This window comes from Paenibacillus guangzhouensis (assembly GCF_009363075.1).
Lineage (GTDB): Bacteria > Bacillota > Bacilli > Paenibacillales > Paenibacillaceae > Paenibacillus_K > Paenibacillus_K guangzhouensis.
The window spans coordinates 6,597,501-6,621,219 of the sequence record NZ_CP045293.1; the positions used below are offsets into that span (position 1 = coordinate 6,597,501).

General features: G+C 47.9%; 21 protein-coding genes, 17 tRNA genes and 1 rRNA gene (1 of these 39 running past the window's edge). 36 read left to right on the forward strand and 3 right to left on the reverse strand.

Annotation, left to right across the window (positions count from 1 at the left end):
* The 18 genes from GCU39_RS29560 to GCU39_RS29645 all read left to right on the forward strand — a co-directional run.
* A 23S ribosomal RNA gene (locus GCU39_RS29560) occupies positions 1–1,752 on the forward strand; it begins 1,178 nt to the left of the window's first position.
* A 140-nt stretch (positions 1,753–1,892) separates the two neighbouring features.
* Positions 1,893–1,968: transfer RNA gene (locus GCU39_RS29565), tRNA-Asn, on the forward strand.
* Between the two features lie 3 nt (positions 1,969–1,971).
* Positions 1,972–2,063: transfer RNA gene (locus tag GCU39_RS29570), tRNA-Ser, on the forward strand.
* A 17-nt stretch (positions 2,064–2,080) separates the two neighbouring features.
* Positions 2,081–2,155 (forward strand) — tRNA-Glu (locus GCU39_RS29575).
* A gap of 82 nt (positions 2,156–2,237) precedes the next feature.
* A tRNA-Val gene (locus GCU39_RS29580) sits at positions 2,238–2,313 on the forward strand.
* Between the two features lie 20 nt (positions 2,314–2,333).
* Positions 2,334–2,410: transfer RNA gene (locus GCU39_RS29585), tRNA-Met, on the forward strand.
* 23 nt (positions 2,411–2,433) lie between these two features.
* Positions 2,434–2,510, forward strand: a tRNA-Asp gene (locus tag GCU39_RS29590).
* A 16-nt stretch (positions 2,511–2,526) separates the two neighbouring features.
* Positions 2,527–2,602: transfer RNA gene (locus GCU39_RS29595), tRNA-Phe, on the forward strand.
* 14 nt (positions 2,603–2,616) lie between these two features.
* Positions 2,617–2,692: transfer RNA gene (locus GCU39_RS29600), tRNA-Thr, on the forward strand.
* A gap of 13 nt (positions 2,693–2,705) precedes the next feature.
* A tRNA-Tyr gene (locus tag GCU39_RS29605) sits at positions 2,706–2,790 on the forward strand.
* A 6-nt stretch (positions 2,791–2,796) separates the two neighbouring features.
* Positions 2,797–2,870 (forward strand) — tRNA-Trp (locus GCU39_RS29610).
* A gap of 32 nt (positions 2,871–2,902) precedes the next feature.
* Positions 2,903–2,978, forward strand: a tRNA-His gene (locus GCU39_RS29615).
* Between the two features lie 31 nt (positions 2,979–3,009).
* Positions 3,010–3,084, forward strand: a tRNA-Gln gene (locus GCU39_RS29620).
* A 5-nt stretch (positions 3,085–3,089) separates the two neighbouring features.
* Positions 3,090–3,164, forward strand: a tRNA-Gly gene (locus tag GCU39_RS29625).
* A 10-nt stretch (positions 3,165–3,174) separates the two neighbouring features.
* Positions 3,175–3,248, forward strand: a tRNA-Cys gene (locus GCU39_RS29630).
* A 15-nt stretch (positions 3,249–3,263) separates the two neighbouring features.
* Positions 3,264–3,352: transfer RNA gene (locus GCU39_RS29635), tRNA-Leu, on the forward strand.
* A 17-nt stretch (positions 3,353–3,369) separates the two neighbouring features.
* Positions 3,370–3,446, forward strand: a tRNA-Arg gene (locus GCU39_RS29640).
* Positions 3,447–3,468: 22 nt separating this feature from the next.
* Positions 3,469–3,551 (forward strand) — tRNA-Leu (locus GCU39_RS29645).
* A 148-nt stretch (positions 3,552–3,699) separates the two neighbouring features.
* On the opposite strand, the gene GCU39_RS29650 is transcribed toward GCU39_RS29645, so the two are convergent.
* Positions 3,700–4,728 carry an HD-GYP domain-containing protein gene (locus GCU39_RS29650; protein WP_152396751.1) on the reverse strand — a complete coding sequence of 343 codons (1,029 nt, stop codon included), beginning with the start codon at positions 4,726–4,728 and terminating at the stop codon, positions 3,700–3,702.
* Positions 4,729–4,983: 255 nt separating this feature from the next.
* Between GCU39_RS29650 and GCU39_RS29655 the strand changes: the two genes are divergently transcribed.
* The 7 genes from GCU39_RS29655 to GCU39_RS29685 all read left to right on the forward strand — a co-directional run bounded on the left by GCU39_RS29655 (position 4,984) and on the right by GCU39_RS29685 (position 9,626).
* Complete coding sequence (locus tag GCU39_RS29655; protein ID WP_152396752.1) at positions 4,984–5,292, forward strand: LiaF transmembrane domain-containing protein; 309 nt, start codon at positions 4,984–4,986, stop codon at positions 5,290–5,292.
* A gap of 38 nt (positions 5,293–5,330) precedes the next feature.
* On the forward strand, positions 5,331–6,005 hold the full coding sequence (locus tag GCU39_RS29660; RefSeq protein ID WP_152396753.1) for a PspA/IM30 family protein: 675 nt from the start codon (positions 5,331–5,333) through the stop codon (positions 6,003–6,005).
* Between the two features lie 6 nt (positions 6,006–6,011).
* On the forward strand, positions 6,012–6,464 hold the full coding sequence (locus GCU39_RS29665; protein WP_152396754.1) for a PspC domain-containing protein: 453 nt from the start codon (positions 6,012–6,014) through the stop codon (positions 6,462–6,464).
* A gap of 1 nt (position 6,465) precedes the next feature.
* Positions 6,466–7,137 carry a PspA/IM30 family protein gene (locus GCU39_RS29670; protein ID WP_152396755.1) on the forward strand — a complete coding sequence of 224 codons (672 nt, stop codon included), beginning with the start codon at positions 6,466–6,468 and terminating at the stop codon, positions 7,135–7,137.
* A gap of 114 nt (positions 7,138–7,251) precedes the next feature.
* Positions 7,252–7,902, forward strand: a complete 651-nt coding sequence (gene liaF, locus GCU39_RS29675) for a cell wall-active antibiotics response protein LiaF (protein ID WP_152396756.1) — start codon at positions 7,252–7,254, stop codon at positions 7,900–7,902.
* Positions 7,903–7,921: 19 nt separating this feature from the next.
* Positions 7,922–8,998: a sensor histidine kinase gene (locus GCU39_RS29680; RefSeq protein ID WP_152396757.1), complete on the forward strand. Its 1,077-nt coding sequence runs from the start codon at positions 7,922–7,924 to the stop codon at positions 8,996–8,998.
* A complete protein-coding gene (locus GCU39_RS29685; protein ID WP_152397494.1) occupies positions 8,982–9,626 on the forward strand; it encodes a response regulator transcription factor in 645 nt (214 codons plus the stop codon). Before GCU39_RS29680 ends, GCU39_RS29685 begins: the two co-directional genes overlap by 17 nt.
* A gap of 69 nt (positions 9,627–9,695) precedes the next feature.
* Here GCU39_RS29685 and GCU39_RS29690 read toward each other — a convergent pair whose 3' ends face one another.
* Positions 9,696–10,130: a hypothetical protein gene (locus GCU39_RS29690; RefSeq protein ID WP_152396758.1), complete on the reverse strand. Its 435-nt coding sequence runs from the start codon at positions 10,128–10,130 to the stop codon at positions 9,696–9,698.
* 216 nt (positions 10,131–10,346) lie between these two features.
* Between GCU39_RS29690 and GCU39_RS29695 the strand changes: the two genes are divergently transcribed.
* The 11 genes from GCU39_RS29695 to ytaF all read left to right on the forward strand — a co-directional run bounded on the left by GCU39_RS29695 (position 10,347) and on the right by ytaF (position 22,599).
* Entirely contained in the window at positions 10,347–11,129 is a 783-nt protein-coding gene (locus GCU39_RS29695; RefSeq protein ID WP_193726683.1) for a YwmB family TATA-box binding protein, read from the forward strand.
* Between the two features lie 193 nt (positions 11,130–11,322).
* Positions 11,323–12,846: a glucose-6-phosphate dehydrogenase gene (zwf, locus tag GCU39_RS29700; RefSeq protein WP_227793375.1), complete on the forward strand. Its 1,524-nt coding sequence runs from the start codon at positions 11,323–11,325 to the stop codon at positions 12,844–12,846.
* 181 nt (positions 12,847–13,027) lie between these two features.
* A complete protein-coding gene (locus GCU39_RS29705) occupies positions 13,028–14,626 on the forward strand; it encodes an ABC transporter substrate-binding protein (protein ID WP_152396761.1) in 1,599 nt (532 codons plus the stop codon).
* Positions 14,627–14,682: 56 nt separating this feature from the next.
* The gene (locus GCU39_RS29710; protein WP_152396762.1) at positions 14,683–15,633 is read left to right on the forward strand and encodes an ABC transporter permease; all 951 of its coding nucleotides are present in this window, start codon (positions 14,683–14,685) and stop codon (positions 15,631–15,633) included.
* An 8-nt stretch (positions 15,634–15,641) separates the two neighbouring features.
* Positions 15,642–16,487 (forward strand): ABC transporter permease, encoded by an 846-nt coding sequence (locus tag GCU39_RS29715; RefSeq protein ID WP_152396763.1) that lies wholly within the window; start codon positions 15,642–15,644, stop codon positions 16,485–16,487.
* Positions 16,488–16,518: 31 nt separating this feature from the next.
* Positions 16,519–17,526 carry an ABC transporter ATP-binding protein gene (locus GCU39_RS29720; protein WP_152396764.1) on the forward strand — a complete coding sequence of 336 codons (1,008 nt, stop codon included), beginning with the start codon at positions 16,519–16,521 and terminating at the stop codon, positions 17,524–17,526.
* Positions 17,523–18,500: an ABC transporter ATP-binding protein gene (locus GCU39_RS29725; protein ID WP_152396765.1), complete on the forward strand. Its 978-nt coding sequence runs from the start codon at positions 17,523–17,525 to the stop codon at positions 18,498–18,500. Before GCU39_RS29720 ends, GCU39_RS29725 begins: the two co-directional genes overlap by 4 nt.
* A 36-nt stretch (positions 18,501–18,536) precedes the next feature.
* Positions 18,537–18,989, forward strand: a complete 453-nt coding sequence (locus GCU39_RS29730; RefSeq protein ID WP_152396766.1) for a hypothetical protein — start codon at positions 18,537–18,539, stop codon at positions 18,987–18,989.
* A 150-nt stretch (positions 18,990–19,139) separates the two neighbouring features.
* Entirely contained in the window at positions 19,140–20,735 is a 1,596-nt protein-coding gene (locus GCU39_RS29735; protein ID WP_152396767.1) for a peptide chain release factor 3, read from the forward strand.
* Positions 20,736–20,906: 171 nt separating this feature from the next.
* Positions 20,907–21,923, forward strand: coding sequence for a CdaR family protein (locus tag GCU39_RS29740; protein WP_152396768.1), 1,017 nt, complete (start codon positions 20,907–20,909; stop codon positions 21,921–21,923).
* A gap of 73 nt (positions 21,924–21,996) precedes the next feature.
* The gene (ytaF, locus tag GCU39_RS29745) at positions 21,997–22,599 is read left to right on the forward strand and encodes a sporulation membrane protein YtaF (protein ID WP_152396769.1); all 603 of its coding nucleotides are present in this window, start codon (positions 21,997–21,999) and stop codon (positions 22,597–22,599) included.
* Positions 22,600–22,622: 23 nt separating this feature from the next.
* Here the strand turns inward: ytaF and GCU39_RS29750 are convergent, their stop codons facing one another.
* The gene (locus tag GCU39_RS29750; protein ID WP_152396770.1) at positions 22,623–23,699 is read right to left on the reverse strand and encodes an efflux RND transporter periplasmic adaptor subunit; all 1,077 of its coding nucleotides are present in this window, start codon (positions 23,697–23,699) and stop codon (positions 22,623–22,625) included.
* Positions 23,700–23,719 lie beyond the last annotated feature (20 nt).

The window sequence follows — 23,719 nt, forward strand, 5'->3', positions numbered from 1 at the left end:
TGTAACGGGGCTAAACACACCACCGAAGCTATGGCTTGCAACTATGTTGCAGGGGTAGGGGAGCGTTGTATGTAGGTTGAAGGTGTACCGTAAGGAGCGCTGGACAGCATACAAGTGAGAATGCCGGTATGAGTAACGAAAAGACAAGTGAGAATCTTGTCCGCCGAAAGCCTAAGGGTTCCTGAGGAAGGTTCGTCCGCTCAGGGTAAGTCGGGACCTAAGGCGAGGCCGAAAGGCGTAGTCGAAGGACAACAGGTTGAAATTCCTGTACCACCGTAAGCCGTTATGAGCAATGGGGTGACGCAGCAGGGTAGTGACGCGAGCTGATGGATGCTCGTCCAAGCAGTGAGGCTGATGTGTAGGCAAATCCGCACATCGATAAGGCTGGGCTGTGATGGGGAGGGAAAATTATAGTACCGAAGGTCATGATCTCACACTGCCAAGAAAAGCCTCTAGCCAGGTGATGGTGCCCGTACCGCAAACCGACACAGGTAGGCGAGAAGAGAATTCTAAGGCGCGCGGAAGAACTCTCGTTAAGGAACTCGGCAAAATGACCCCGTAACTTCGGGAGAAGGGGTGCCCCGGTAGTGTGAATAGCACGAGGGGGCCGCAGTGAAAAGGCCCAAGCGACTGTTTAGCAAAAACACAGGTCTGTGCGAAGCCGTAAGGCGAAGTATACGGGCTGACGCCTGCCCGGTGCTGGAAGGTTAAGGGGAGTGGTTAGGGAGTAATCCCGAAGCTGTGAACCGAAGCCCCAGTAAACGGCGGCCGTAACTATAACGGTCCTAAGGTAGCGAAATTCCTTGTCAGGTAAATTCTGACCCGCACGAATGGCGTAACGACTTGGGCGCTGTCTCAACGAGAGATCCGGTGAAATTTTAATACCTGTGAAGATGCAGGTTACCCGCGACAAGACGGAAAGACCCCATGGAGCTTTACTGCAGCTTGATATTGGACTTTGGTACGATCTGTACAGGATAGGTGGGAGCCTTAGAAGCCTGAGCGCCAGCTTAGGTGGAGGCGCCGTTGGGATACCACCCTGATCGTATCGGAGTTCTAACCTAGGACCGTAACCCGGTTCGGGGACAGTGTCAGGTGGGCAGTTTGACTGGGGCGGTCGCCTCCTAAAGAGTAACGGAGGCGCCCCAAGGTTCCCTCAGAATGGTTGGAAATCATTCGAAGAGTGCAAAGGCATAAGGGAGCTTGACTGCGAGACATACAGGTCGAGCAGGGACGAAAGTCGGGCTTAGTGATCCGGTGGTACCGCATGGAAGGGCCATCGCTCAACGGATAAAAGCTACCCTGGGGATAACAGGCTTATCTCCCCCAAGAGTCCACATCGACGGGGAGGTTTGGCACCTCGATGTCGGCTCATCGCATCCTGGGGCTGAAGTAGGTCCCAAGGGTTGGGCTGTTCGCCCATTAAAGCGGTACGCGAGCTGGGTTCAGAACGTCGTGAGACAGTTCGGTCCCTATCTGTCGTGGGCGTAGGAAATTTGAGAGGAGCTGTCCTTAGTACGAGAGGACCGGGATGGACGTACCGCTGGTGTACCAGTTGTTCCGCCAGGAGCACCGCTGGGTAGCCAAGTACGGACGGGATAAGCGCTGAAAGCATCTAAGCGTGAAGCCCCCCTCAAGATGAGATTTCCCAATTAGTAAGACCCCTTGAAGACGACGAGGTTGATAGGTTGGAGGTGGAAGCGCAGCAATGTGTGGAGCTGACCAATACTAATCGGTCGAGGGCTTATCCTAAAATTAAAACGCAAATTATCTCGTATCTAGTTTTCAGAGATCAAAATTCTCTGAAAAAACATGTTGCATATTACAAGTTAATGTGATATGATATAAAAGTTGCTTCGAAAAAATGAGAAGCAGACAACATGAATAAATATTCCCTGATAGCTCAGTTGGTAGAGCACTCGACTGTTAATCGAGTTGTCACAGGTTCGAGTCCTGTTCGGGGAGCCATGTGGAGAGGTGTCCGAGTTGGCCGAAGGAGCACGATTGGAAATCGTGTAGGCGTCACAAGCGTCTCGAGGGTTCGAATCCCTCTCTCTCCGCCACTAATTATTACTTGCATGGCCCGTTGGTCAAGGGGTTAAGACACCTCCCTTTCACGGAGGTAACAGGGGTTCGAATCCCCTACGGGTCACCATTTAAAACTTCGTAACTGGTAAAAATTGATGGTTGCAAAGTCGATAGAACATCTGATACAATAATAGATGTCGCTGTAAAATGGAGGCTTAGCTCAGCTGGGAGAGCATCTGCCTTACAAGCAGAGGGTCAGCGGTTCGATCCCGTTAGCCTCCACCATAATATTTTTTGTTTGATGACGCGGGGTGGAGCAGCCCGGTAGCTCGTCGGGCTCATAACCCGAAGGCCGCAGGTTCAAATCCTGCCCCCGCAACCAACTCTTAATTGAGCCGATAATATGGAGCTGTGGTGTAGAGGCCTAACATGCCTGCCTGTCACGCAGGAGACCGCGGGTTCGAATCCCGTCAGCTCCGCCATCTAGAATACGAATAAGGCTCGGTAGCTCAGTCGGTAGAGCAGAGGACTGAAAATCCTCGTGTCGGCGGTTCGATTCCGTCCCGAGCCACCATGAAAATCTAATATGCCGTTGTAGCTCAACTGGTAGAGCAACTGACTTGTAATCAGTAGGTTGGGGGTTCAAGTCCTCTCGACGGCACCATGTAATACATTGTGGAGGCTTAGTGAAGTGGCTAAACACGGCAGACTGTAAATCTGCTCTCTCCGAGTTCGGTGGTTCGAATCCATCAGCCTCCACCACAATATAGGGGCATAGTTTAAAGGTAGAACAAAGGTCTCCAAAACCTTTGGTGTGGGTTCAATTCCTGCTGCCCCTGCCAAGAGCATTACAATTGGATAAATTTTAATTATGGCGGTCGTGGCGAAGGGGTTAACGCACCGGTCTGTGGCTCCGGCATTCGTGGGTTCAAGTCCCATCGATCGCCCCATTAATTAAAAACAAAGCACCAACAAAATTGTTGGGGATTAGCCAAGCGGTAAGGCAACGGACTTTGACTCCGTCATTCCAAGGTTCGAATCCTTGATCCCCAGCCATTTATGCGGACGTGGCTCAGCGGTAGAGCATCGCCTTGCCAAGGCGAGGGTCGCGGGTTCGATTCCCGTCGTCCGCTCCATTTATATTTTGGCGCCATAGCCAAGTGGTAAGGCAGAGCTCTGCAAAAGCTTTACCCCCAGTTCGAGTCTGGGTGGCGCCTCCACCATTTTCACTCCGTGCCGGAGTGGCGGAATCGGCAGACGCACAGGACTTAAAATCCTGCGGTAGGTGACTACCGTACCAGTTCAAGTCTGGTCTTCGGCACCATATTTACCATAATGATTGCGCCCTTAGCTCAGCTGGATAGAGCGTTTGACTACGAATCAAAAGGTCAGGAGTTCGAATCTCTTAGGGCGCGCCATTACAAACAAGAAGTTTAATAAGCCGGTGTGGCGGAATTGGCAGACGCGCGCGACTCAAAATCGTGAGGGAAACCGTGGGGGTTCGAGTCCCTTCACCGGCACCACTTCTTCAAATGAAAATGAAATGTCAAACACCTTAAGGATTATTCCTTAAGGTGTTTTTGCTATTACCTGTCATGATCAAAAGAAAAAGACGCAGCATATCATTGCTAACGTCCATATCCTACATATGTATACTTCATTTTCATTTACCTACGCAAGAACTTCTTCAATCTGAATTGAGCATTTGCTCAAATCCACGAATGCATCACCGACACGAACTAACGGATGAATCGGATCATGTGAATTGATCATGACGATAATCGCTCTACGGCCGTCCGTAAGGAGCACCTCGTTTCCTACAAGCGCTTGCATTAATCGGTCTAAGAAAAGACGTACAATCTTGGCATCCAGCTTGCCAAAAGCAAATTGATATAGTTCATTCAATAAGGTGTAGAAGGGGGCTGCATTGCGATAGACGCGCTCGGAGGACATAGCATGAAATACATCGGCAACCGCAACGATACGGGAATACAGGTCAATATTATCGCTACGAAGACCAAGAGGATATCCACTGCCATCCTGGCGCTCATGATGTTGCAGTGCAACGAGTGCTTGGCGCATGGTCGTTCCGGATGTTGCTTTGACCAATTCATAGCCATCCTTCGTATGCTGTTTGACGATTTCGAATTCTTCTGGTGATAGAGCTCCTGGTTTATTGAGTATTTCTAGAGGAATATTGATTTTGCCGACATCATGCAAGATAGCAGCCATCGTAAGATCTTGAAGTTCTGTTTCATTTAATTGAAGCCATTTGCCGATTAACGTGGAGAGGATGGAGACAGCTACCATGTGGCGATAGGTGTAGTCATCTGAAGTTTTGAGCCATGAGAGTAAGGTGAACAAGTCCGTATGATTGACGGTATGCTGGATAATCGGAAGAATATGCTTCTTGATATCCTGCAATGGAATGGCCCTCTTATAACTTGCTTGTTCATATAAATCCTGAATAATAAGTACGCTGCGGTCAATTAATTGACAACCATCCGTTCCTTCGGCAATGGTTATCTCTTCTAGATCATGAATCGAAATAGGAATGTGGTGCATGGATACAATCTGCAAATGCTCTTCGGTGATGACTGTTTTTGCCGGGATGATGAGAACTCCCGAATGGTTAAACAGATCGTGTTTTAATCGCTGACCTAATAGAATATTCGCGAAATGCGATTGAAGATTAAGCATACGATATTCCTCCCGAGCCATCTATATACAAAGGGTTTGCTTCTTCTATATATTCCCAAATTCAATTCCTTCTATATCTTACAATGAAAATCGGAATTATACAATTGATATGAGGAATTCATCCGTTCCTTAGGTCTGTGAAGGGACTGGACCAAGGTCTAGGATCAAAAACCGCCGGGGGTCCGTTTTGGAAAAGGTTCAAACCGCCTAAAATAAAGACATAAGCAAGAGAGAAACGAAAGGCGGTGAACGACGATGAATCGCAATAACAAAACAGGATTTGCAGCCTTGCTGATCGGACTCGGGGTTGTCATCCTACTTGGGAAGTTCGCATTTGGTTTCTTAAGCGGATTGATGGCTTACTTGATTCCAGTATTGATGATCGCCCTTGGGTATTATGGCGTGAAGAATGGCAGCCGGTATTTTGGATGGATCATTATGGTCCTCGGAGCCATTATCCTTTTCAGTAAGCTCGCTTGGATCTTCGGTTTGTTACTCGCTCTAGGGTTGATAGTGGTTGGCGTGTCGATGCTTAGTAACAAGCGAAACAATAGAACTTACTAACACGAAACATTAAACGAATAAGGAGGTTCGAGAGAATCATGAGTGTGATGAAAAGAGTACGTGATATTACGGCAGCAACATTGAATGACCGTTTGGAACGTTCTGAGGATCCGGTAAGATTAATCGATCAATTCCTCATGTCGACCAAACATGAAATTGTAGAATCAGAGAAATTGTATCAACAAGTACTTATGCACGCTAACCAGCTGAAGAATCAAGTACAACAAGCGGAGAGCATGCGAGACAAACGTGAGCAGCAAGCATTATTAGCACTCAAAGCAGATGAAGAGCATGTTGCGAAGATGGCGCTTCAAGAGAAGATGATCCACGAAGAGAAGGCAGCCCAATATGGGGAGCTCTACGAACAGAGCAAGAGCACGATCATTGAACTTGAAGAGCAGTTGAGTGCACTGAAGCTCGAGTATCAGACGGTATACGATAAGCGTCAATATTATGTGGCGCGAATGGAAAACATTCGGATTCAACAACGAATGAACCAACGGACACAAGCATACGGAGCGAATTCGATTCCACGCATGTTCAATCGTCTCGAAGATCGCGTTTCGGACCTCGAGCTCGAGACACGCAGTCTGCGTGATCTGAAGCGCATGGGTCAAGATATGATGTACCAGGCAGGCACACAAATTCAAGGTGTCTTAGATCGAGAACTCGATCGTCTGAAGCAGAAATTGGACAATGACAGAAAGGAGTAATAAAGGATGAATAAGCTGTATCGCTCAATCTATGACAAGAAGGTATCCGGGCTATGCGGTGGGATCGCGCAATACATGAATATCGATTCCACATTCCTACGCTTAGCGCTCATCATCGTAACGGTCTGCACCGGTGGAACTGCATTGTTCATCTACATTATCGCAAGCTTGGTTGTACCCAAAGAGCCGATCGATCCGTTGAACCCTTATCATCAAGGCCCAAGGTATGGACATGGATCAAGCTACGGTCATCAAGGACCAACTTATGGTTCAGGACCTTCCTATACATCCGGCGGATATACTGACACGAACAAATACGGTGCTCCTCCAAAAACGAGCACAACATCATCCACATCTTCGTTCGACTCCATGATGGAGGATATCGAGAAGAAAGCTATGCAAAAAGAATTAGAACAATTACGCGCCAAAGTTGCGCAATTCGAGAAGGGAGATAAGTAAAATGGGAGTATTTAAAAGAATTAAGGACATGACAAAGGCATCGGTACATGAGTTGTTGGATAAGGTTGAAGATCCAGTAGTAATGTTGAATCAATATCTTCGTGATATGGAAAGTGAAATTCATGAAGCAGAGGTTACAGTAGCAAAGCAAATGGCGAACGAGCGCCGCGTGAAGCAGCGTCTTGAAGAATCCATCCGTCTAAGCGGCGAGCGTGAACGTCAAGCGGAGCATGCACTTCGTAACGGTCAAGAGGAAGTTGCTCGTAAATTGCTCGAAGAGAAATTGTACCACGATCAGAAAGTAACGGAATACACAGATCTGCATACGCAATCCAGCGAACAAGCGAAAGACTTGATGCAACAGCTTCATGAGATGAAGGATGAATTCTACAAATTGCGTAATAAGCGTAACGAGCTTGCATCCCGTGCTCAAATGGCTAAAGCGAAGAAACAAATGGCTACAATCAGCAGCCTGCATACGATCGAAGGCGGTAACGCATCCCGCGGATTCCACCGTATGGAAGAGAAAATTATGCAATTGGAAGCTGAAGCAGATGTAATGCGTGTACCGGGCGGCGCAGTAGGACGTTATCAAGCGCCGGTCGATCCAAGTAAAGAGCTTCAAGTGGATGAGCAGCTTCAAGCGCTTAAGAACAAATTGAATCAAAATTAGTATTTCGAAATAATGTCGAATTGTGATATGCTATGAAAGGTTAAGCCATACGACGCAAGGTTTGCGTTGTCATGGCTTTTCCATCCTTATACCAACAAGAGAGGAGGGCGGCACATGAAAGACAGGAATCGCAATATCGCATTTATTATGATCGGTATAGGTCTGTTTATGTTATTAGGCGATTGGATCAGCTTCTTCACGATTGCCGCACTCATTCTATTTTTCATAGGCGTAGATCAAATTCGTAAACGGGGAAATACACGCAGGGGCTATATGCTCTTTGTCATTGGCGGCATTCTGCTCTTGCTTGACCATTTTACACTATTACTCGGCGTCATCTTAATTTCGCTTGGTCTATTCTATGCCAAATCGAAGAAAGAGCAGCGGGATGAGCGATATATCCAGAAGCAGAATCTCATGAGCAGCATGAAATGGGATCGTGAACCTTGGGTATTGCGGAATATGAGCCTCTGGCATGTTGTCGGAGAAGTGAATATGGATCTCTCGCTTGCTATAATGGAGGAGAAAGAGTGTACTGTCATACTCCAAGGTGCCCTTGGGGATATTGATATATCAATTCCAGACGATATCGGTCTAGAACTCGAGACGAATGTCGTTTTGGGTCAGATTAATTTCAACCATGAAAAAGACGCGGGGTTTATGAACAAACGGGTGTGGAAGTCGCCCCATTATGATCTGTGTGATCAAAAAGTGAAACTCGTCATTTCCTATATCGTAGGAGATATTGATATTCGAATTAATTAACAGGAAGGGGATCGGTGCCATGGAAACGACCAAAACGACCAATATGGTGATGCGCAGTATGGGCCAGACGATCCTCTTCTCCATGTTGTTATTCGGAGCGTCGATCTATTTCTTACAATCTTATGGCTATATGAAACCGCTCAACACATGGTTGCAGGGTGTATGGATTAGTCTCACGGGCGTATCGATCTCCATAGGGCTTGGGGCCGTATTCGGGTTCTATCAGAGTTATCACGTACGTAAAAGATTGGAGACGCTCAGAGACTCCGTCCTCCAGATGGAGAAGGGGAATCTATCCAGACCGCTGCCGGATCTTGGTGAAGACGAAGTAGGACGGCTGGCCGAGCAGTTAGGCCGGATGAGTAAGAAGTGGGAAGAGCAGGTCAGCTCGCTGCAACGATTATCGACGAACAACGCGCAGTTGGCAGAGAAAGCACGATACACGGCGATCATTGAAGAGCGCCAGCGGCTAGCTAGGGAGCTTCATGATGCGGTAAGTCAGCAGCTCTTCGCTATTTCGATGACGGCAACCGCTGTAGGGCGAACACTCGAGAAGGAAGATTTCGACCGTGCGCTGCGGCAAGTGAACTTGATCGAAGAAATGGCCTCCGTTGCGCAATCGGAGATGAGAGCGCTGCTGCTTCATTTGAGGCCCGTACACCTCGAAGGCAAACCGCTAACTGAAGGGCTTAAAGAGCTGCTGCACGAGATGAAGGCGAAAGTTCCGATGGAGATTATGTACGAGATGGATGAGGACATCGCCTTGATGAAAGGCATTGAGAACCATCTCTTCCGAATCGTACAGGAAGCGCTATCGAATACATTAAGGCATTCGAAGGCTACGAAGATGGAGATTAAGCTGCATCAGCGTCAAGACGGCGTTCGCTTGTTGATGCGGGATAACGGGGTAGGGTTCGAGCTCGATGTGAAGAAGCAAACCTCTTATGGGTTATCGACAATGCAGGAGCGTGTAAATGAAATTGGTGGTTCATTGCAGTTAATAACTGCGCCAGGTAAAGGGACAAGAATAGAGATTCGTATTCCGGTATTAAACGAGGAAAGTGGATGGGGTGAAGGGATTGGAGACGCCGATTAAAGTATTGCTCGTGGATGATCATGAAATGGTTCGTATCGGTCTTGCCGCAGTTCTAGGTACAGAGGATGGCATCGAAGTTGTTGGTGAGGCCAGCAATGGGATCGAAGGCATTCGTCTTGCCCAAGAATACCGACCAAATGTCGTACTAATGGATTTGGTGATGGAAGGCATGGATGGAATCGAGACAACACGCAAGCTGCTTGAATTGTACCCAGAATGTAAGGTCATTGTGCTTACGAGCTTCTTGGATGATGAGAAGATGTATCCAGTGATTGAAGCGGGGGCGTTCAGCTATCTCTTGAAAACATCCCGTGCGACCGAGATTGCCGATGCGATTCGAGCGGCAGCTCGAGGGCAATCCGTACTGGAATCTCAGGTTGCATCGAAGATGATGAATCGTCTTCGTCAACCGAAGCAGCATGCGGCTGCACATGAAGATTTAACCGAACGTGAGATGGATGTGCTTCGTCTACTCGCGGAAGGCAAATCGAATCAAGATATTGCCGATGCGTTATTCATTGGGATTAAGACTGTGAAATTCCATGTCACGAATATTCTGGCGAAGCTTGGTGTGGACGATCGCACGCAAGCCGCCATTTATGCTTATAAGAACGGATTAGCTGAATAATAGACCAGAACATAGGAAGAACCCGAAATGCTCCTGTCGTGAGCATTTCGGGTTCTTTTGTGTTTGTTCTTACAGTACGAGCAAGAAGAGCAGGGAGATGAGAGAAAGATCGATTTCGAAAAATCTGCGACGATCGATGCCGGAGTTCGGTATGAATCCGGACGTTTTGACATTACGGCAGGAACATTTTTTGTGGCGCTTGTGTTTTTTATGCTTGTTGGGTTTGTGATCGCAGTGTTGTTTTTTGCGTTTCTTATGGTGTTTTTTATGTTTCTCATGATGCTCTTCTTCATGTTTAGAATGTTCATGATGATGTTCATGGTGCTCATGGTGATGTTCATGTGATGGGCTAAATGAATCATCTTCGTCATACAGCACAAGCTTGCCATTCCGACAGCCAGCGACCCGACCAATAAAACGCTGGCCATGGCATGTTACCACGCACACCATCCGATCTGTTAAATGACCGATACGTTCTTCAGTGACAGGATAAACCCGAATCATAAGGTTCAACACCTCCTATAATTAACGATCCGCTTCAAGTGAATACGGCATTTGTCTGTTGGTTCACAATAATCTATTCAGACAAGGATAATCGTGTATGGTTACTTACCTAGCGGTGATGTGCCTATTTTTACTGGGGACGTATAAGGAAGGGGGCGTGAGGATATCCTATTTACTAGATTCATAGAATCGAAAAAGTGAATGGGGGATCTGGTGATGATGCGGAAGTGGATGGTGGGTTGTGTATGTATGTGTCTTGTATGGCTTAGTGCCACGATATTAACCGGATTCATGCAGCGCAACGAAGATGCCACTGCAGAACACCGTCTCACTCAGTTATGGAAGTTAAGTGAATCGATGCAAGCGAAGCCGTCACACTTTGTTGTGAAGTTGAACGGTGAGCAAAAATTTACAGGCCATCAGTCGTTGCAAGTTCAAGTTACGGCGTGGAGCAAGGTGCTCCTAGGCGGAATCAAAAGCGAAGTAAAGACGAAGGATGGCAAAATTGTTGTGAGCGCGAATTGGCAAGCAAACGGTATGAATGTGCATTGGATGGCGGTGGAGCGAGAAGGAAATAAATTTTTCTGGGTCTATCAGATCGATGCGAACCGTGTGTCAGATGATACACAAGCCGTGATGAATTTATATACAGAAGTCCAGACAACGCAAGCGACGTTCGTGCGTCAATTGCATGAAATGGGATTAACGTATAACTGGAATGGCACCGTACAAGGTGAGAAAAAGCGACAAGAGCTGGGAACAGCCCAACAGACCGTTGAGCAGCTGCGGCAAAAAATCGCAAAGACGATGAAGCTTACCCCGATGGAAAATTATACAGACGGCGGGACTTATAGTGAATCTTATTCAGCGCCAGAACTGGGTCAGGGAATCGTAAGCGGTACACATACGCTGCATCTTCAAATGGCAGTTCATCAAATCAGCGGCACAGATCAAGAGCGTGTGTCGATCGGCTTGCCCCTTATCACCACAGAGTATTAGGCAACATTTCGTCAATAAATATATGTATAAATGTACAAAATTTTGGTCGTCTGAGAATAGCAACAACGAGACGGTTATGATAAAATGGCATAAGATACAGATGTGCAACACTAGGATGATGGGAGTCAATTTTTTGTATAAAAATACATAAGGAAGAGAATGAGGAGCCATGAACGAAATAGAGAACAACCTAATGAGTTTAGCATCTGGCGCTGTCTTTTTTATTTTTGGAGCGACAGGAGATTTGGCGCGCCGTAAGTTGTATCCAGCCATCTATAGTTTGTACCGTGAAGGCAAGCTGGGCAAGCGGTTTGCGGTCATCGGCGTTGCTCGTCGTCCGCGCACGAATGAACAATTCCGCGAGGATATTATTCAATCCATTAAGGAATTCTGCCGTTACAAGCCGGATGCGAATACGGATTGGAATGACTTTGTAAGACATTTTGAATATAAATCACTAGATATTAATAATGTAGATGGTTTCCGAGAACTTGATCAGCAGACGCGTGTACTCGAGCAAGAGTTCAATATCGAGGGCAACCGTCTATTCTATCTTGCGCTTGCGCCGGAGTTGTTCAGCGGTGTATCGCAGAACCTGCGTAAAGGCGGCATGCTCGACTCGCCAGGTTGGCATCGTCTCGTGATCGAGAAGCCATTCGGGTATGATCTGAAATCAGCGGAAGAGCTCAACAAGCAAATCAACGAAGTATTCCGTGAAGAAGAGATCTACCGTATCGATCACTATCTTGGCAAAGAGATGGTTCAGAACATCGAAGTCATTCGATTCGCGAACTCCTTCTTCGAGCCGTTATGGAACAACAAGCATATTGCCAATATCCAGATTACGCTTGGCGAGACGGTCGGCGTCGAAGAACGCGGCGGATACTACGATCATGCCGGTGCCCTGCGCGATATGGGGCAGAACCACATGCTGCAGCTGCTCACGATGATCGCAATGGAACCGCCTAGCCGGCTTGTTGCAGAGGATATTCGCGACGAGAAGGTGAAGGTGCTTCGTTCCTTGCGTGCGTATACGTCGAAGGAAGAAGTCGCAGCGAACGTCGTCCGTGGGCAATATACGAGCGGGTCGCTCAAAGGCAAAGACTTGCCTGGGTATCGGGAAGAGGAGTCCGTTAATCCGGAGTCCAATACCGAGACGTATTTCGCAGCCAAAGTATTCGTCGATAATTTCCGCTGGGCAGGCGTTCCGTTCTATATTCGTACGGGCAAACGTCTACCGGTGAAGACAACGGAAGTGGTCGTTGAATTCAAACGGATGCCGACGAATGTCTACCTCGGGCAGAAGCACAACCTGGAACCGAACTTGCTCGTCATTCGGGTGAATCCGATGGAAGGCATCTACGTGAAGATCAATGCAAAGAGACCGGGCTCGGAATCCGATATTCAACCGCTCGCTATGGACTTCTGTCAGAGCTGCCTAGTCGGCATTAACTCACCAGAAGCTTATGAACGTCTCATTTTCGATGCAGCACGAGGCGATTCAACGTATTTCACCCGCTGGGATGAGGTGTCCTCGGCTTGGGCATTCGTTGACCGCATTGCTGAAGCGTGGGCTGCGGATCCATCTGCAATCGAGTTCTATCCTGCAGGCTCATGGGGACCGGAGAAAGTAGATGAGCTGCTGGCTAAGGACGGGTTCCACTGGTGGCCTGTCAATGGACAAGATGAAGACGAAGTCATATGGAAAAATTCATAATTGATAGACATGAACGAGGCTCACTGAACCGCTCAGTGGGCCTTTACCCTTGTAGAATAAGGAAGAAGTTGAATTCCTACCTGTAAACTCGGAAAAAATAGTTGCTTTATGAAAAGATACTGGTATACTAGTTTTAATCAGAGACAATATTCGACACGATTTTACAGGGGGTAAAAGAAACATGAAGCGTAGAAATATGTGGATTGCTGCGATAATGGCACTCGTGATCCTAACGATGAGTGCATGCGGTAGTGCTTCAAGCGACAAGAAAGCAGAAGATCAAGGATCGACAGCACCAGCTGGAACAGCGAAAAATGGGGGAAGTCTCGTAATTGCCGTTCAAGATGATCCAAAAGTATTGAATCCAATCTATGCAGGGGATCGCGTAACATTAACGATCGACCAAGCGCTATACGCACCGCTCTTCAATGTGAATGGCGACAAGAAGACATTCGTATTGGCAGAGAGCTTGACGCCATCCACTGATAACTTGACGTATACGTTGAAATTGCGTGAAGGTTTAACTTGGCACGATGGGAAGCCTTTGACGGCTGACGATATTATTTTTACGATGAACAGTATTCTAGATGAGAAACAGCACAGCTTCTTCCGCGGTTCATTCGTCTATGACGGTAAGCCGTTAACGATGAAGAAAGTGGATGACCGTACGGTAGACTTCATTCTTCCGAAAGTATCCGCAGCATTCGAAGGCATGCTCGTTCAAATCTTCCCAATTCCGAAGCACATCTTCGAAGGGGAAGCGGATATCGAGAAGAGCCCTAAGAACAGCAATCCAATCGGTTCCGGTCCATTCAAATTCAAAGAGTACCGCGCCGGGGAATACGTAACACTAGAGCGCTTTGACCAATATGTTGGTGGCGCACCGAAATTGGATTCCGTAACCTACCGTGTTGCGAAAGATCCAAATGCAGCGAATCTTGCCCTTCAGAACGGTGAAATTCAAATGCGCATGATCGATACGCAAGATGTAAATACACTTAAGAATACAGGCAATTTCAACATCCTGACTTACCTAGAGGGCCGCTTGTCCTACATGGTATTCAACTTGAATGTGGATGTTATGAAGAAGAAGGAAGTTCGCCAAGCAATCGCTTATGCGCTCGATAAGAACGAAATGATTACAGCAGCTTACACGTCAGGTGAGTATGCAGAGCCAGCGGCATCGATCCTTACGCCAGATACGTTGTACCAGACAAATGATGTTGAGAAGTATGACTACAACCTGGATAAGGCCAAAGAATTGCTCGCACAAGCTGGCGTATCGAATTTGAAATTGAAACTTGCTTATACGAACTCGAACAAACCGCAGACAAGCCTAGCGCTGTATGTGCAGCAGAAGTTGAAAGAAATCGGTATCGAAGTTGAATTGATGCCGCTTGATGTTACGGCTTTCGGTAACAAATCCTTGGATATGAACAACAAAGAGTATGATCTCTCCTTCGGTGGGTATATCATGGGCTTTGAGCCGGATGCATACCGTACGCTCTACATGAGCAATGAAGCGTACAACTACTCGCATTATAAAAATGCAGACTTCGATAAATTATGGGATCAAGCAGCGGTTGAGACAGATGCAACCAAACGCGGTGAACTATACAAGCAAATTCAGCAAACGGTAGCGAATGAAATGACGGTCTTCCCAATCGCTTATACGAAAGGTGTTGTAGCTCTCGATAAACGCTATGGCGGTGTAGAGGAAGCTGTTACGAAACCGGTTGTTATGCTTGAAGATCTATCGAAATTGTATGTAACTGAATAGAACATTTCACGGGCACTCGGCGGCAACGCCGAGTGTTCAGTTCGGAGGGGACACCTTTGAAAAAAAACATCTTGCGACGGGTTCTTCAATCGATCCCGTTGCTTTGGTTTATCTCCCTCGTGTCATTCGCATTAATTAAGCTCGCACCGGGGGATCCGGTGAAGTCATTCGTCACACCGAATATGAGCGCGGAAGACGTCGAGAGAATTCGGCATAGTCTGGGTCTCGACCAGCCAGTCATTATGCAATATTTCATTTGGTTGAAGAACGTACTGCAAGGCAATTTCGGCTACTCTTTAACGAATCATCGTCCGGTGCTGGAACTCATTCTAGAGCGCCTGCCGGCAACAATTGGTCTGATGGGGTCAGCCTTATTCTTGTCATTAATTATTGCTATTCCACTTAGCATCGTTGCAGCCTCTCGTAAAAATAAGCTGCTCGATCGCGGGATTGGCATGATCTCGTATATCGGGATTTCGATTCCAAGTTTCTGGTTCGGTATTATGTTGATCTATATTTTCGCCGTAAAATTACACTGGTTGCCGAGTATGGGGATGCGGACGATCGGCGTGGACTCCTTCTGGGATATTGTGAAGCATGGCATCCTGCCATGTGCAGTCCTCACGTTCATCAATGTATCGATGTATTCGCGGTATATTCGCTCGCAAGCGATCAGTCAGTTGGAAGAAGATTATGTACAAATCCAGTATGCTTATGGTGCAACCAAACGCAGCGTTCTTTGGCGTCATGTCCTGAAGAATGTACTGCTTCCGATTATTACAATTCTGGGGATGTCCTTCGCTGATTTGATTGCAGGGGCTTTCATTACAGAGTCGGTATTCTCTTGGCCGGGCATGGGTTCCCTCGGGATCACTGCGGTATTCGGCCTGGATTACCCCGTCATTATGGGGATTACGATGTTCTCATCGTGTATGCTCGTGATAGGAAACTTGGTGGCGGATATCTTATATAGTGTCGTTGATCCGCGTATCAAGACGATGAGGTGATTAGACAGATGAATCGAATGAGATGGCGTAATGTAAAAGCACAATTCAAAGAGCAAAAGACGGGTATCGTAGCCCTTATTATTCTTACTATTTTCATCTTCGGGGCCGTGTTCGCGTTCTTATCCCCTTACGATCCGAACAAACTTGTCTCGGCAGAGCGGTTGCTGCCGCCTAGTGCGACGCATTGGTTCGGAACGGATGAACATGGACGGGATTACTTTGCGAGAGCACTATACGGGGGGCGTGTATCTTTAAGTGTCGGATTTATGGCGATGGCCATTTCCGTCATTGTAGGGACAGCCATTGGCGCGATCAGTGGTTATTTTGGCGGGTTCATTGATAACCTGTTAATGCGTATGGTCGATGTCCTGATGTCGATTCCGTCGTTCTTCTTAATGCTTATACTCAATGCTTATTTGAAACCAAGTATTCCGACGATTATCATCATTATTGGGCTGCTCAGCTGGATGAGTATTGCGCGGATTGTCCGTGCGGAGACACTGTCGGTGAAGGAGCGGGAATATGTGATGTATGCGCGTGTATCGGGTCAGAGCACGCTGCGAATTATTACGAAGCATATTGTACCAAGCATTCTGCCGACGATTATTGTATCGGCGTCCATTAATATCGCATCCGCGATTCTGATGGAGTCGTCACTCAGCTTCTTGGGCCTTGGTGTGCAGCAGCCGGACTCTTCGTGGGGCAGCATGCTGAATGATGCGCAGGGCTTTATCGGGGAAGCGCCGTATATGGCGATAATCCCAGGGATCTTTATTCTATTAACAGTACTTTCATTTAATTTTCTCGGGGATGTATTCCGCGTCGCATTCGAGCCTAAGGTGAATCGGCGTTAACCGTGAATTATGACTTAACGGAGTGAGACGTATGACACAATTATTATCCGTGCAAAATTTAAAAACGTCTTTTATGACGCGTGATGGCGAGGTTGAATCGGTCCGCGGGGTTAGCTTTGACGTGCAGCAAGGCGAGGTAATCGGCACTGTTGGCGAGTCAGGAAGCGGGAAGAGTATTACCGCAAAATCCATCTTGGGGCTAATTCCGCCTCCAGGTGTCATTAAAGACGGCAAGGTTCTCTTTCACGGCCAAGATATACGCCAGATGTCGGATCCCGAGCTGCGTCAAATTCGCGGGAACAGAATCGCGATGATCTTCCAAGATCCAATGACTTCGCTCAATCCGGTGAAGCGCGTGGGATCACAAATGATTGAAGTGATTCGTCGGCATCAGAAATTGAGTAAAGCTGAGAGCCGCCAGCGTGCGATTGAGCTGCTGCGTGAAGTTGGGATTCCTTCGCCGGAGCAACGGATTGATCAATATCCGCATGAGTTCAGCGGCGGGATGCGCCAGCGCGTTATGATCGCGATGGCCCTATCCTGTAAGCCTGAGCTCCTCATCGCCGATGAGCCGACGACGGCGCTCGACGTGACGATCCAAGCGCAAATTCTGGCTCTGATGAAAGATTTACGTGATAAGACCAAGACATCGATTTTGCTCATTACGCACGATCTGGGCGTCGTTGCTCAAGTATGTACACGTGTGATTGTCATGTACGGAGGCATGATTATGGAAGAGGGCACCGTGGAAGACATCTTCGAACGTCCAAGCCACCCGTATACACAAGGCTTGCTGCGTTCGATCCCACGGGTGAAGGAAGGACAGCGTGAGCGTCTCGTCTCGATCGAAGGAACGCCGCCGAACCTGCTTCATCCGCCGTCAGGCTGCCCCTTCATGGAACGTTGTCCGCATGCGATGGACAAATGCCGCGAGATGCCGCCATATTTCGTACCCGAAGAAGGGCATCGTTCTCTATGCTGGTTGCTCTCCGATGATATGCAGCATGAGGCTAAGGGCCGAGGGGAGGAAGTACAATGAGTAAGAAAGACGATGTGCTGCTCGATGTCCGACATCTGAAGAAATATTTCCCGGTAGGTTCAGGCGGCTTCGGACGCGATAAAAAGGTGCTTAAGGCCGTTGATAATATCAGCTTTCATATTAACCGAGGCGAGACCTTCGGTCTTGTCGGCGAATCCGGTTGCGGAAAGTCGACGACGGGCCGAAGCATTGTGCGGCTTCATGAGGTAACGGACGGCGAGATCTGGTTCGACGGCAAAGATGTCGCGAAGATGAAGGAGAAGGAGCTTAAGCCGTTCCGCAAACGGATGCAGGCGATCTTCCAAGATCCTTACTCTTCGCTGAATCCAAGCATGAACGTCTCGCAAATCATCAATGAACCGATGGAGATCCACGGATTCGGCAGCCGCAAGGAACGCGATGAGCGTGTTCTCGAGTTGCTGAATAAAGTAGGCCTGAAATCAGAACATATCGACCGCTATCCGCACGAATTCAGCGGCGGGCAGCGTCAGCGGATTAGTATCGCAAGGGCTTTGTCCGTGAACCCGGAATTCATTCTATGTGATGAGCCGATCTCGGCACTCGACGTATCCGTGCAGGCGCAGGTCGTGAATATGCTGGAAGATTTACAGGGCGAATTCGGCTTAACGTATCTGTTCATCGCCCATGATTTGTCGATGGTCCGCCATATTTCGAACCGGATCGGGGTTATGTATCTGGGCAAGCTGGTTGAACTCGCGCCGAGCGATGAGTTGTACACCCATCCGGCACACCCGTATACGCAAGCGTTGCTATCCGCAATTCCTGTACCGGATCCGAAAGCAGCTGCGGCGCCGTCGGAGTTATTGAAGGGGGATTTACCGAGCCCGCTGAACGATATGCAAGGTTGTAAGTTCGCCTCCCGGTGTCCCTTTGCGACAGATCATTGCCGTGCCGTGGAACCGGAATGGAAAGAAATATCGCCAGGCCATTATACCGCCTGTCATTTATATTAAGTGAAACTTGAATTATGGTGAAGGGATGTGCAAGGTATGAGTGCTATCGTAAAAATCTCGCAGAATACGGCGATTATGATGGAGCGGGCTCGCCGCTTCGGGATTACCGATGACGTGCTGCTTAACGTCGTTCTTACAGGCGATTTGTCGCCGCTCAAAGTCGCTGAAGAAGAGTATTATAGCTACGATGATTTCCTCTCTTATGCGGAGGAGAACGGCGAGCCGCTGGAACAAGCGATTCGTGACGGCTATAAGATTACCTTCAATACGAACAATGGGCTGAAAATCTGGCTCCGTGAGCGATTTGGCGTTGAAGCAGATCGTGACTTCAAGGCCAGCGAAGGACGAGTGGATGCGCTTCGTCTCTCCGTGGCGGATGTGGAAGCTTTAAAATCGGCACTTGCTGCGAACTGGGTCGTCATTGAACATGAACATCAAGGTGAAGATCAAGTCATTTCAGTTGTCATTCGTGCATTAGCAGCGCAATAAGGGATTCATAGAGACGCTTTCCTGCCAGCAAGGCAGACGAAGGCGTCTTTCTTTATGAAATGGGTGCGATCGCTTCCAATTCGAATACATTTTCACGCTTCAATATGTTACAATATAAGTTATGATTTTGTAGATGAAGGGACATGGGGCATGAGCAAAACATTAGCCGAAGAATTACAGATTGAAGTCAATAAACGACGCACGTTCGCGATCATTTCTCACCCGGATGCTGGTAAAACAACATTGACGGAGAAATTGCTCTTATTCGGGGGCGCGATTCGTGAAGCGGGATCGGTCAAAGCACGTAAGGCAAGCAAGCATGCAACATCAGACTGGATGGAGATCGAGAAGCAGCGCGGGATCTCGGTTACGTCATCTGTGATGCAATTTGATTATAAAGGTCATCGGATTAACATTCTGGATACACCGGGTCACCAAGACTTCAGTGAAGATACGTACCGTACGCTCACTGCTGCGGATAGCGCCGTCATGTTGATCGACGTTGCCAAAGGGGTCGAGGCGCAGACGGTGAAGCTATTCCAAGTCTGTGCGAAGCGCGGGATTCCGATCTTCACGTTCATTAACAAATTGGACCGTGAGGGCCGCAGCCCGTTCGAATTGATGGAAGAGTTGGAAGAAGTACTTGGCATCCGCTCGGTGCCAATGAACTGGCCAATCGGCACAGGCCGTGATCTCTGCGGCGTCTATGACCGTGTCCATAACCAAGTGGAATTGTTCCAAGGGAATGATCATTCCGAGATTCAGGTTCGTAAGGTAGAGAACTATGAAGATCCCATTATTCGTGAGATGGCAGGCGAGTTCCTGCATGATCAATTATGCCAGGAGCTTGAGCTGTTAGATGTTGCAGGCGATCCATTTGATCTGGAGAAAGTTAAACGCGGCGAATTAACGCCTGTCTTCTTCGGCAGTGCGATCAATAACTTTGGGGTGCAGACCTTCTTGGAGAACTTCCTTGAACTTGCACCAAAACCGACACCGCGCAACAGTACGGCAGGTCCGATCGATCCGCTTGAGAACGAGAAGTTCACGGGATACATTTTCAAAATCCAGGCCAATATGAATCCGGCTCACCGTGACCGGATTGCTTTCCTCCGTATCTGCTCCGGTAAGTTCCAGCGTGGGATGAGCGTTAAGCACGTGCGTGCAGGAAAAGAAATTAAGCTATCGCAGCCGCAGCAGTTCCTCGCGCAAGATCGGGATATTGTTGAATATGCGTACCCCGGGGATATTATCGGATTGTTCGATCCAGGGATCTTCCGTATCGGCGATTCACTTAGTCAGAGCAGTGAAGTCGTATTCGATGAGCTGCCGACGTTCTCGCCAGAGATCTTTGCCAAAGTGACCGTGAAAAATGCGCTTAAGCATAAGCAATATCAGAAGGGTGTCGATCAGCTGACAGAGGAAGGGACCATTCAGGTCTTCCAATCGGCCAGCGGCTTCGACGAGACAATCCTAGGCGTTGTTGGACAACTCCAATTCGAAGTATTCGAATACCGGATGAAGGGTGAATATGGCGTCGACGTGCAATTACAGCGAATGTCCTATCAATTTGCTCGTTGGATCGTGGATGAAGAGAACAAAATCGACCCAAGTAAGTTCCGTATCAATTCCCAGCTCGTAACGGATAAGAAGGGCAATTATGTTGTCCTCTTCGAGAACGAATATGCGATGCGGACGGCTATGGACAAGAACCCGACAGCCAAATTCCTTGAAACAGCACCGTAACAAAACGTTCATCAAAACTTAAGGTTATCGATTAGCTCTGGCTATCGATAACCTTGTTTTTTTATGATAAACTGTATCTAATTACCAATTGGAAGCGCATCCAAATAAAGAGGGTGAGGCAAAATCAGCGTAACAGCAGGTTCTTAGGATTGTAGCTAAGGGGGGATTTCGATGTATCGGTTATTCATCGTAAGTGATGAACCAGAGGAGTATGATAGGTTAGAGGAGCTCATTACTCGGTGTCTGCCGGGGATATTCCAGCTCTTTCACATAGAAAGTGAAGAAATGATGAAACGGTATATCGAGCAGAAAGGGGCAGATGTTCTAATATTCGGCTGCTCAGATACGATACGCTCTTACACGGTGAGGCAGCTTCACCCGAGATGCAGAATCGTGTATGTCATCCCCGGCGATCCATGCTCGAATGAAGATCTGCTAATGGCACTTCGTAGACAGGTGCAGGAATTAGATCTAGGGCAAATGAAGCGGATAGCACACCGCATTGAACTGAATAAGACGAAATCGATTATCCCAATGACCGAGAATCTACTGGCCATTCTGCTAATGATGGAGTCGATACCCGATGCGAAGTTTCAACAACTGACGGATATTCTCGGTCTTCCGTGGCATACAGGATATGCGATGATGATCGCTTTTCCCCAAATCGAAGGGATTAGCCCAACGGAGAATCATATGCGCTTAACCAGGTATTATGATGCTGTAAATCATTTTACGAAGCAGCTGGGACCATGCGTTACGAGTCCTATGATGAATCGATACATGACCGTGTTCTTCGTCGTAGAGGACGATTGGGATGTGTTAGGTAAAGCAGCATTATTACGTGCAGAACGACTGTATAAGCTGCTAGATTACGTATTTGGAACAAATATTACCCTGGGCATAGGTACGGTTAAACCCGTTCTAGAGCTCCGCCAATCGTATCGTCAGGCAGCGATCTCTGCGGCCTACGGGGAAGCACATGCGATCCCGATGGCAACCATTGAGGATGTACAGCGCAGCGCGGCAAGAAGGAATACAGCTTGGTTGAAACGGGACACGTCCATTGAATTCCAATTGCGTCCGGAACTCGGTACGATGGCGTATGAGCTGGAGCAACAGCATAATGAAGCACTTATGAAGCTGATGGGAGAGAGGGGGCCGTCGGCGGATTCGATTCAATTTGGATAGGCAGATATCAGTTTCTGTCACATCTTCTTCAAATGGGCATAGAGTAGGATGGAACAAGAAGAGGTGATTGAATATGCACTGGGTATCTGTCATAATGTTTGCCATTGCTTCGAATTTAGATAATTTGGGAATTGGCTTGTCCTTTGGCATGAAGCGAACGAGAATACCGTGGCTGCCGAATATCCTCATTGCGTGCATAACGATGATTGGTACGTATTTCTCGATGCGGATGGGGGAATGGCTCGTTCAGTTCGTCTCCAGTGCCCTGGCGAATTGGTTAGGAGCGATTGTCATTATTCTGATTGGTGTATGGACGTTATGGGGGAGTCTGCGATCCCCAGACGTGAAGGAGGAGCTTGAAGCTCCTACTTTATCTGAGGTGCTGCGAGATCCGATCCATGCGGATCAGGATCACAATCAAGTGATCTCTTGGAGAGAATCCTTAGCGCTGGGTATGGCCTTAACGCTGAATAATATTGCGACCGGCATCGGCGCCGGCGCGACAGGAATATCTGCTCTATGGACGACGGTCATCACTGGCGTACTGTCCGTCCTATTCATCGGCGTAGGCTCTGCTGTCGGCAGTAGAATCGCTAGAACATGGTTCGGGCGGTATTCGAGTGTAGTGGCAGGCGTCCTGCTGTGCCTCATCGGCCTGTATGAAATATTAATATAATAACGGTTAGTCCTCCGAATTATTTACTGCAATACGACGGTGTCTTTCTCCTTCAAGCCTTCCATTACTTCCGTCTTATCTGGTGTCTCAAGACCAATCTTAATATATTTCTTCTCTACGCCGTTGGCTGATTTCAACATCACATAATATTGATCTTTTTCCCGTTGTACGGCAATGGTCGGAATGACCAATACATCGGGTTTATTCGCAACCTCAATGGAACCGGTTAAGCTGAGACCCGCAATGAGGTTATCGTTTTTGGACAGACTGATATTGACTTGGAACTGAGCGGATTGGGAAGCATTCTGCTCGGTTCCCGTCTTCGCGAACTTCGATACGCTGACGACTTTCCCAGTAAGAACGACATTTTTGAGCGCATTGATTTTCACTTTGACAGGCATGCCTTCCTTGATCTGAAAGACGTCTTGTTCACCCACATACGATACGAGCTGAAGCTTATCGAGGTCAACGATTTTGCCGATTCGATCATTCTCGCGCACCGATTTTGGAATCGCGTTCGCGTCATCGAATAAGAAGATTCCAGAAGCTGGCGTCTTGAAATCCGCTTGCTGCAGCTTCTTCCGCTTCGAATCCAGCTCTGTCTTGCTGATCTGGTCATTCACTTGATTCAGCTCATTCATGATCTTATTCTTTTCGCGTTCGACGAATCCGCGCTTTGCATCCGCTTCGGACAGGCTTAATGTGGCATCTGCTTCCGCTGCATTGGCTTGTAGGTCGCTAAGTCTGGTTTCCAGCGCCGATTTTTGCAACTGTGCTTCGATCTGAGCGATTTCGTTATGTAATTTGGTCTGATCGAGGGAGAACAAAGTCGTTCCTTGCTTGATCTGCATGCCGTCTTTGACGTTCCACTTGAGGATAGATGCGTCATATGGAGCGTATATTACCGTCTCGTTCAGATAGGATGACTTGCCCTTTACGTCAATCGTCTTGGATAAGTCTTCTTTCGTTACTTCGAATTGCAATGCCGAGTCCAGGCTGTCTGCGACAACCGGCGGTTTCGGTGTACTTATGCTATAGAGACCGAAGCTGATCCCAATAATGATGAGGGCTGCGATCCCAAGCCATATTTTCTTCTTCATGATCGATTTCACTCTCCTGT